This window comes from Erythrobacter sp. CCH5-A1 (genome assembly GCF_001557115.1).
Lineage (GTDB): Bacteria > Pseudomonadota > Alphaproteobacteria > Sphingomonadales > Sphingomonadaceae > Erythrobacter.
This window is the reverse complement of record NZ_LSKQ01000046.1, coordinates 19261-28810: the sequence shown is the minus strand read 5'-3', so window position 1 is coordinate 28810 and position 9550 is coordinate 19261. Positions and strand designations below refer to the sequence as shown.

General features: G+C 70.2%; 9 protein-coding genes. All 9 read left to right on the top strand.

Annotated features, from left to right (window positions below; translation table 11 throughout):
- Nucleotides 1-73: 73 nt before the first annotated feature.
- The 9 genes from AX708_RS02300 to AX708_RS20715 are packed head-to-tail and all read left to right on the top strand — an operon-like array spanning nucleotide 74 to nucleotide 9493.
- On the top strand, nucleotides 74-307 hold the full coding sequence (locus AX708_RS02300; protein ID WP_066532098.1) for a biotin/lipoyl-containing protein: 234 nt from the start codon (nucleotides 74-76) through the stop codon (nucleotides 305-307).
- 50 nt (nucleotides 308-357) lie between these two features.
- Nucleotides 358-726, top strand: coding sequence for a nuclear transport factor 2 family protein (locus AX708_RS02295; RefSeq protein ID WP_066532102.1), 369 nt, complete (start codon nucleotides 358-360; stop codon nucleotides 724-726).
- Nucleotides 727-783: 57 nt separating this feature from the next.
- Nucleotides 784-1794 (top strand): hypothetical protein, encoded by a 1011-nt coding sequence (locus AX708_RS02290; RefSeq protein ID WP_197426248.1) that lies wholly within the window; start codon nucleotides 784-786, stop codon nucleotides 1792-1794.
- 8 nt (nucleotides 1795-1802) lie between these two features.
- The gene (locus AX708_RS02285) at nucleotides 1803-2636 is read left to right on the top strand and encodes a sugar phosphate isomerase/epimerase (RefSeq protein WP_066532451.1); all 834 of its coding nucleotides are present in this window, start codon (nucleotides 1803-1805) and stop codon (nucleotides 2634-2636) included.
- Complete coding sequence (locus tag AX708_RS02280; RefSeq protein WP_066532108.1) at nucleotides 2629-3648, top strand: hypothetical protein; 1020 nt, start codon at nucleotides 2629-2631, stop codon at nucleotides 3646-3648. Before AX708_RS02285 ends, AX708_RS02280 begins: the two co-directional genes overlap by 8 nt.
- Complete coding sequence (locus tag AX708_RS02275) at nucleotides 3645-4802, top strand: FAD-dependent oxidoreductase (RefSeq protein ID WP_197426249.1); 1158 nt, start codon at nucleotides 3645-3647, stop codon at nucleotides 4800-4802. Before AX708_RS02280 ends, AX708_RS02275 begins: the two co-directional genes overlap by 4 nt.
- On the top strand, nucleotides 4795-6870 hold the full coding sequence (locus AX708_RS02270) for a hypothetical protein (RefSeq protein WP_156443492.1): 2076 nt from the start codon (nucleotides 4795-4797) through the stop codon (nucleotides 6868-6870). The genes AX708_RS02275 and AX708_RS02270 overlap by 8 nt, the downstream gene beginning before the upstream one ends.
- A complete protein-coding gene (locus AX708_RS02265) occupies nucleotides 6867-7253 on the top strand; it encodes a GtrA family protein (RefSeq protein WP_066532113.1) in 387 nt (128 codons plus the stop codon). The genes AX708_RS02270 and AX708_RS02265 overlap by 4 nt, the downstream gene beginning before the upstream one ends.
- Complete coding sequence (locus AX708_RS20715) at nucleotides 7250-9493, top strand: glycosyltransferase family 2 protein (RefSeq protein WP_197426250.1); 2244 nt, start codon at nucleotides 7250-7252, stop codon at nucleotides 9491-9493. Before AX708_RS02265 ends, AX708_RS20715 begins: the two co-directional genes overlap by 4 nt.
- The last annotated feature ends 57 nt before the right edge of the window (nucleotides 9494-9550 follow it).

Sequence of the window (9550 nt, the reverse complement as noted above, 5' to 3'; positions counted from 1 at the left end):
GTCCTGCTTGTTCGGGTAGCCCCTCCCCTGAAGGGGAGGGGCTACCCGAACAAGCAGGACTGGCACCGAACCAATGGCATCCGAAATCCGCATCCCCAAGCTCGGCATGAGCGCGGTCGAAATGACCCTCGTCGAATGGATGTTCGGCGATGGCGAGCGCGTCGAGAAGGGCGACATCATCTACACCGTTGAGACCGACAAGAGCACCACCGAGATCGAGGCGCAGGCCAGCGGCATCATCCGCCCCACCGGCGAGGAAGGCGCGGTCTACAAGGTCGGCGACCTGATCGGGACCATCGAGGAGTGATGTCCTCAAGTAGCGCAGCGGCAGGACAACAAGGACTCTCACCGAGGGAAATGCTGGCGAAGGTCTACGCCACCGCCGGCACCCGCGACTGGGCGGCGGTCGAGGCGCTTATCCACCCCGATTTCGTGCTCTACGAGGCGAACTCGCTGCCCTTCGCGGGGGAGTGGCGGGGCAAGGACGCGCTCCAGCGCTGCGCCGCCGCCATGTACGGCACCTGGGTGAACACCGATCTCGAAATCCTCGACTGCACCGGGGGCGAGACCCATGCGGTGATGGTGATCCGCCTCACCATGCACCCCAAGGACGGCAGTGCGCCCTTCACCCAGACGATCTGCGAGGCGGGGACCTTCGAGGACGGCTTGCTCAGGACCCTGCGCATCCACTATTTCGATGCCGCCGAAATCGCCGCGCGCGCCTGAGGCCGGGGTGGTTAACCCAATCTAGAGCAATGTTAATTATCGCGTGTGGCTGCGGACATGAAAGCAGCCCCGGCCCACGACGCGATGAATGCCCCCGACTCCTCCCCCCGGCCCACGGGCCTGATCGGCCACACCGGCTTTGTCGGTACCGCCCTGCTGCGCCAGACGTGGTTCGACGCGCGCTACAACAGCGCCAACATCGCCGAAATCACCGGCGCGCGCTTCGGCACGCTGGTCTGCGCCGCCGCGCCCGGATCGATGCTCGAAGCCAACCGCGCGCCCGAGCGTGACAAGGCGGCAATCGACGCGCTGATCGCGCGGCTCGACAAGGTGGAGGCGGAGCGTTTCGTGCTTGTCTCCTCGATCGCGGTGCTCGCCGATTTCGCCGGGGGCGATGACGAGGGCACGCAGCGCTTTCAGCACGACCTCGCCTATGGCCGCCACCGCCGCGCGCTCGAGGCCTTTGTGGAAGAGCGCTTCCCCGGCAGCCTGATCGTCCGCCTGCCCGCGCTGTTCGGGGCGGGTCTGCGCAAGAACTTCCTCTTCGATCTGCTCAACCCCGTCCCCTCCATGCTTCCCGAGGCGCGGCACGCGGCGCTGCGGACGGCGCTCGGCGGCGATCTGGCCGTGTGGCTGGCAGCGCTCTATGCGCCCGATGCGGCGACGGGGCTGCTCAAGCTCGACCGGGCCGCGCTCGATGCCGACCCGCGCCGCCCCGGGTTGGAAGCCGCGCTCGACGCGCTCGGCGTGACTGCGACCCAGTTCCACCACCGCGAGACGACCTACCAATACTACAACACCGACCGGCTGTGGCAGGACATCGGCATCGCGCAAGGAGCGGGGCTGACCCACCTCCACCTCGCCCCCGAGCCGCTCGTGGCCGCCGACATCCATGCCGCGCTGACCGGTCGCCCCATGCCCGAGACGCCCGCGCGCCTCCACCGCGAGGACATGCGCACGCGTCATGCCGGGCTGTGGGGCGCCGAGGGCCCCTACCAGTTCGCCGCCGCCGAAACGCTCGAACACCTCGCCGCCTTCTTCGCCGGCCAGCGCAGGGGTGTGGCGTGATCTTCTCGATGTCCAACATCGCCTGGGCCCCGGACGAGCGGCTGGAGGCCTATGCCATCCTCGCCGGGGCGGGCTTTACGGGGCTCGAGATCGCGCCGGGGCTGTTCTTCCACGCGGCCGAGGACCCCTTCCTTCCCGACACCGCCAGCGCGCGCGCCGCGCGGGCCGAGATGGCGGACGCCGGGCTCCGCCTCGTCTCGATGCAGTCGCTGCTGTTCGGCGTCACCGGGGCGGCGCTGTTCGAGGGGGCCGAGGCGCGCGCCGCCTTCGAGAGCGGGATGCGCCGCGCGATCGCACTCGCCGACCGTTTCGGCATCCCCAATCTCGTGTTCGGCTCGCCGCTGCAACGCCGGGTGCCTGACGGCATGGGGATGGACGACGCGCTGGCGCGGGCCGCGGAGGTGTTCCGCAAGCTGGGCGACGCCGCCGCCGCCGCCGACACCCGCATCGCGATCGAGGCCAATCCGGCGGCCTATGGCACCAATTTCTGCAACACGCTGGAGGAGGCGCTGGCCTTCGTCGCGCTGGTCGACCACCCGGCTGTCGTCCCCCACCTCGATCTGGGCGCGATGCACATGAACAGCGATTTCACGAGCGTGCCCGCGCGCCTGCCCGATCTCGCCCCGCGCCTCTCCCACGTCCATGTCAGCGAGCCTGACCTCGCTCCTGCGCCCGCCGATCCTGCTGCGCTGGTGCCTGTGCTGGAAGGCCTTGCCGCCGCCGGTTACCCCCGCGCGGTCTCGATCGAGATGAAGCGCGCGCCCGAGGGCCTCGCCGCCGTCCGCCGCGCGGTCGCCGCGCTCACGCAGGCGCATGACGCCATGGAGGCACTCCATGCGTGAGCCCGACACCAACCAGTTCAGAAAGCCGCGCGAGGACGTGGTGGTCTCGGTCTGTTTCTCCGAGCTTGCCGCCACCCCCGCCACCTTCGCCGCGCTGCGCGATCTGGCCGCAACGCTCGACGGCGCCTACCGCTTCCGCGAGATCATCCTCGTGGTCGAGGACAACCAGCGCGAAGCCTTCCTCGACATCGTGCGCGAGGTGCCCAACACGCGGCTGTTCGTGGTCCGCCGTGGCACCGAATATTACGACCGCCGCGTGATCGCCGCCGAGGAAGCCATCGGCGACCTCGTCATCCTCGGCCATCTCGACGAGATCGCCGCGCTCGACGTGCTCGCCTTCCTCGACTTTGCGGAAGGCGAGAACGCGGTGACGATGGCTTTCCGCCCCGAACGCAAGCCCTTCAAGCGCCTTGCCGCCTGGCCCTTCGTCGCGCTCGGCAAGCTTGCCGGGTTCAATGTCGATCCGGCCGAATGGCAGTCGATCGCGATGCCGCGCACGCTCCTGAACCTGCTGCTCGCGCATGACGAGCCGCGCCTTGCGCTGCGCTTTCCCCCGCGCGATCCGCGCCTGCCGCGCGAATGGTTCCGCACCGCGGCCAAGGTCGCGAGCCGCACCGCCTTCAACGGGGTCGGGCGCCGCCTCGCGCTGCTCCAGACGCTGCTGGTTTACCTTACCCCGACGATCCTGTCGGTGGTCGCGATCACCTCGGCGCTGCTGACGCTGGTGGGGCTGGCCTACGCCGCGTGGATCGTGGGCGCGGTGCTGCTGGTCGACCAGCTCGCGCCGGGCTGGCTGACGACCAACGCGATGCTCGCGGTGAGCGCCACTTTCATGGGCTTTTCGACGCTGGGCCTTTCTCTCGGGCTGCAACATCTGCTGAAGCAGCAGCGGCGGCTGAAAGGCGTGTCGGTGCCCGAGGAGGTCAACCGCATTGACCTGTTCCAGCAGGTCGCCTTCGATCTCAACGTGGTACTCGAAAGCGATACACCAGCCCCGCCGCCGGAGGCATGATGGCGGGGGAGCGCACCTCCTACGACTACATCGTTATCGGCGGCGGCTTCTACGGCTGCTGCCTGGCGCTGTACCTGCGCTCGATTTCCTCGCGCGTGCTGCTGGTGGAGGCGGGCGAGCGGCTGATGGACCGCGCCTCGCGGGTCAACCAGGCGCGGGTGCACACCGGCTTCCACTATCCGAGGAGCGCGGCAACGGCGGTTAAGTCGATGCTGCTCCACCGCCGCTTCCTCGCCGATTTCCCCGAAGCGGTGGTGGCCGATTTCCAGATGCTCTACGCCATCGCCCGGCGGCGCTCGAAGGTGACGGCGAAGAAGTTCCATCGCATGTTCCGCGACATGGGCGCGCCGATCGAAGTCGCCAGCCCGGCACAGCGCGCGCTGTTCAGCCCCGAGCGGATCGAGGAGGTCTTCGCCTGCCATGAGGTCGCCTTCGATCACAAGATCCTCGGGCGGCTGGTCGGCGAGCGGCTGGCGGCCTCCGGGATCGAAGTGCGGCTTTCGACTGGCGTCATGGCGCTTCAGGACCATCGCAGCGGCGTCGTCGCGCGGCTGTCGAACGGCAGCGAAGTCACCGCGCGCTTTGCTTTCAACATCACCTATTCGCAGATCAACGCCGTGCTCGCGCAGGCGGGGCTCCCCCCGGCGCGCCTCAAGCACGAAATCGCCGAGCTCGCCCTTGTCGAGCCCCCACGCGAGCTGGAGCGGATCGGGGTGACGGTGATGGACGGGCCGTTCTTCTCCGCCATGCCCTACCCCGCCGAGGGGCTCTATTCCTTCACCCACGTGCGCTACACCCCGCACGACAGCTGGGCCGACGATGCGCGGGCGCGCGACCCTTATGCCCATTTCGCCGGTTTGCAGCCCGAGAGCCGCTTCGCCTTCATGCAGCGCGACGCGCAGTTCTACCTGCCGTGCATGGCGGGGGCGCAATATCGCCGCTCGATTTACGAGGTGAAGACCGTCCTCATCAAGAACGAGGGCGATGACGGGCGGCCGATCCTCTACCACCGCAGCCCCGAGACGAGCCGCGTGATCTCGGTGCTGGGCGGCAAGATCGACAATATCTACGACCTGTTCGAGGCGGTGAAGGAGACCGGCGGGGAGTTCGCGGGCCTCGACCCGGCGCATGTGTTCGGGCGGGTCCATGCGTGAGATGTTCCAGGTAAGGGGGCGCTCGCGCGGCTTCGCCGCTCTCGCGGGGGTGTTCGTGGTGCTCGCCGCCTTGCGGGGAGCGTGGCTGCTGCATGCGCATAGCCTCAACTCGATCGACGGAGCGCTGCAGACATGGTTCGCAGCTGATCACTTCGCGCGCGGCGAGGCGCTGGGGACGGCGTTCCAGTCCTATCTCGGCATTACCATGGTGCTGGCGCTGCTGCCCGTGTTCGTCGCTGGCGGCAAGACGCTGTTTGCCTCGACATTGGCCGCCTACACGCTGGTGCTGCTGGGGGCCTTCGCTTGCAGCTACGCCTGCGCGTGGCTGATCCGCCCGATCCCGCCGCGCAGGCGGTGGCAGGCAGCGCTGGTGCTGCTGGCGCTGTTCTACTGCGCCGGGCCACTGGCGGGGCAGGCGAGTGGGATCGTCTGGCCCGCGACGCTGGAGCCGGGCGTGTCGCTCCGGCCCCTGCGCGGGGCGCTGCCGTTCTTCGTGCTCCCGTTCTTCGTCGTGCTGGTGCGGCGGGTCTGGCTGGAGGGCCGCGCGCTCGCCGGAGGGCTGCCGCTCGGGCTGGTCGCGGGGGCGGGGCTGCTGTGGTCGAACGATGCGGGCATTCCGCTGGTCATTGCGCTCACGGGCGCGCTGGTGCTGGCGCTTTGGGAGCGGCCCTTGCTGCTGGCCAAGACGCTCGCGGGGCTTGCGCTCGGCGTCATGGCGTCGGCGGGTGCGACCCTCATGGGCGTGACCCACGGCGCGCCAGGGCCGTGGGTCCAGTACAATTTTCGCGATGTCGCCGCCGACCAGTTCTGGTTCTTCGCCCCGTGGGACCGGAGCACCCGCATCCTCTCGCCCGCCGACCTGCCGCAAATCCTCGTGCGGGCCGATCCCTTGGCGGCACTCGGGTTGGTGGTGCTGGCGGGCTGCCTTGCCTTTGCCGCCGTGCTGCGCCTGCGCCGCCGGAGCGCGCCGGTTCGGGGGAGCGCCTTCCTTTTCGTCGGTGCGAGCGTCCTCGGCACGGCGCTGGTGCCGCAGTTCGGGGGGCATGTCGGGGCGGAGTATAATGGCATCACCTTCGTGCTGGCGGCTTGCGCGCCGCTGATCGTGCTGCCTGCGGGGCTTTGGCGGCGGGCGCGAGGGGTGCGGCGCGCGGTCAAGCCGAGGCACGTCGCTGCGCTGAGCGCCTTCGCCGCCTTGGGAATGGTGGGGACCGAGGCAGTGCGCCTCGCCGCCTCGCCCGAGCGCGAATACCGCTCGACCTATGACCCCGCGCTGGGCTTCCATGTGACGCCTGGATACGCCGCAGACCTCGCCGCGATGCGCCGGCTGGCAGCGGCGTGGGATGCGCAGGGCATTCCCGCCAATGGCCGTATGCTCTCGGTCTACACCTCGCCGCTCGATATTGCCGCGGGGGTGCGGAGCCCCGCCGATGTCGGCTCGCTGATCCACGCGCTGGGGCCGGAGAAGCGCGCCGCTTTCACCGCGCTGGTCGCCGAAAGAAAGGTCGCCGCCGTCACCACCATCGCGCCCGACTACAGCGGGTGGGAGGGGTGGCTGACCCGCGCGAACTGGCCCTTCTTCCGTGCGCTGCGCGAGAACTACGCGCCCATCGCCCGCAATGACCAGCAGGTGCTGTGGGTGCGCGACCAGAACAAGCGTGCGGACCCCGCGCCCACCATGTGCCGTGTCGCCGAGCGCGGGGCAGGGTGGATGGTGCTCGAGATCGCCGCTGGTGCGCCGGGCATCGCCTCGGTCAGCGTCACTCGCCAGCCCCCCTTCGCTACGGGGCGCGGGGCGATGCTGACCGTGGTCGAGGACTCCCCCGACACCATAGACACCGCAGATCGCTGGGCCGGTTTCCCGCGCTATGGCATCGCCAATGTCGCGGCGCTCGAGCTGATGGCCCCCGTTGCGCCCGCCCGAGCCACCCGCCTGACGCTTGAGACGCTCGACGGCTCCGAGGTCGGCACCGCGACCTGCACCGCCGGGGTGCTCCCCGCAATCGACTTCGCCGCGCTGCCCCCGCTGCCCGAGGGGATCGCCCGCCACCTGTCGGGAGGTGCCCGATGAGCGAACTCCTCCGCTTCTTGGTGGTGACGGTGCTGGGGGTGATCCTTGACCTCGCCATCGCCTTTGCGCTCCACCACTGGGCAGGCATGCCGCTGTGGCTGGCGGCGGCGACCGGCTTCGGCATCGCGGCGGGGGCCAATTATGTCATCCACCAGACCTGGAGTTTTCGGAGCGGCACGCTCTCGCTCAGGCGCGCGGGGCTTTACGCCGGGGTTGCGCTGGTGACGCTGGCGGTGCGCGTGGCCATCGTCGCGCTGCTGGACCGGGCGCTGCCCGGGACGTGGCCGCTGGCGATCCTTGTCGCCGGCGCGGGAGGGTCGTTCTGCGTCAATTTCGCGCTCTCCAAGTGGGTCGTCTTCGCGCCCGAGGGGGAGCGGGCATGACCATTCAGCCGCCCCCGATCCTCGATGACGCCGCGTGGGAGGTGCCCGCGCACGAAGTGGCGCTCCACGGCCCCCGCCAGCACCGCCATGCGCTCGTCATCCCCGTCATCAACGAGGGCGAGCGGATCCGCGGCCAGCTCCGCCGCATCGCCGCCGCGGGCCTGCCGGTCGACGTGGTGATCGCCGACGGGGGATCGACCGACGGCTCGCTCGATGCGGGCTTCATGGGCGAGGTCGGCGTCCGCGCAGTTCTGACCAAGACCGGGCCCGGCAAGCTCAGCGCCCAGCTGCGCATGGCCTATGCCTGGTGCCTCAGACAGGGCTATGCCGGGATCGTCACCATCGACGGCAACGGCAAGGACGGGGTCGAGGCGGTCGCGGCGATGGTCGCGAAGCTGGAAGAGGGCTGCGACTACGTTCAGGGCTCGCGCTACCTCCCCGGCGGGGCGGCGGAGAATACGCCTCTGGAGCGCACCATCGCCAACCGGGCGATCCACGCGCCGATGCTGAGCATCGCGGGGCGGCACTGGTTCACCGACACCACCAACGGCTTTCGCGCCTATTCCGCGGCCTATCTGCTGCACCCCGGTGTGCAGCCGTTCCGCGACGTGTTCTCGGTCTATAACCTCCTGTTCTACCTGACGGTGCGCGCCGGGCAGCTGGGGCTCAAGGTCGCGCATGTCCCGGTCGAGCGGCGTTATCCGGATGACGGCAAGGTGCCGACCAAGATTGGCGGGCTGGCTTCGAAGCTGGCGCTGCTGAAGGAGACTTTCGTCGCGGCGACCGGGGGCTATACCCCCGATGCGGCCGTGGCGCGCGCGGGGTGGCTGTGGCCGGTGGCGGTGCTCGGCGCGCTACTGGCGGCGCTGCTGTGGCAGGTGCTCACCGCGCCGCCCTACTCGCCCGATTCTTGGGCGCTGTGGGAGCTTTCGCAGACCGTCGGCGGTGATTTCTACCGCTTCACCCATTGGCGCTCCTATGCCAGCGACCTGCCGTATTCCGCCAGCTTCCCGCCACTGACGCCGGTGCTGATCGCGGGGCTGGATGCCGTGTTCGGCACCGGCCCGCGCACCGGGCTTCTCCTCGCCTTCGCCGCCTTCGCGGGCGTCGCGCTGACCTCGGAGAGCATCGGTCGGCGGGTCACGGGCGCGCCCTGGCTGGGACTGGGGGCGGCGCTGGTGCTGCTGCTCGGCCCCAACATGCTGCTGATCGAGATGCAGGCGGGCCGCACGATCCCGCTGCAATTGCTGCTCTATGCGCTGGTGCTGCGGGGGCTGGTGCGGGGCGCTTCGATCACCCTCGCTCAGGCTGCGGCGATCGGGCTGATCGCCGGGATCGCGGTTCTCAACCGTTTCGACGCCCTGTTGCTGCCGCTGCCGGTGGCGCTCGCCATCGGCTGGCTGACCCGCTCGCCCGCCAAGGCCCTTGCGGCGCTCGCGGCGGCGCTGGTCGCGGTCTCGCCGTGGGTGGCCTATTCGCTCACCCATTTCGGCACGCTGTTCGCGACCGACAATGCCGGGATCGCGACCGCGCTCGACCCCCGCGCCTATGTGACCGACTGGTGGCCGACCCCGCAGCCGACCCTCGCCGACGATCCGGCTGCGTGGGCGGGGAAGGTGGCGGCGAACCTCGGACGGCTGGGCTATGTCGCCGCGGGGCTGGCTCTGAGCCCGCTCGGCCTCTCGGTGGCGGCATTCCTCGCCTTCCCTGCGGCGCTGGCGTGGTTGTGCCGGGAGGAGCGGCACCCACGTGCAGGCGCGGGCGTGCTGGCGGCGTTCGCGGTGCTGCTGGCGGCGGGGTGCTGGGGGATCGCCCGGAGCGGCGCGCTCGCCCAGCGGGGGGTCTTCGCCAAGGGCGCCGCTGCGGTGGCCGCGCTGGCCGTGGCGGTGCTCGCGCTCATCGGCACGAAAGCCGGAGACGCCGCCGCCTTCGACAACCCCGAAGATGTCCGCGCCCTCAAGGCCTGCCTCGCCGATGCGCCCGCGGCCCGGGTGCTGGTGATCGGCGACGACAAGCTCGCCGCCCGTGCCGGAGCCCAAGGCGGGATCGCCACCATGATGGCCCCGCGCAACATGGCCGAGGGGCGGCTCGATGCGCAGGCGACCCGCGCCTTTGCCCAGCGCTTCGGTGTCACCCACGTGCTCGTGGCCGATCCGGCCCGCGCAGGCTGGGCGCGGGCGACCTTCCCCTCTGCCCCGGTCCCCGGCTGCCCGCTCGCCCTCCACCGCCTGGCCCGCTGAACAAAAAAGGGGCCGGCAAGCTTCCGCCCGCCGACCCCCCAAAAGGCGATGAGGTGT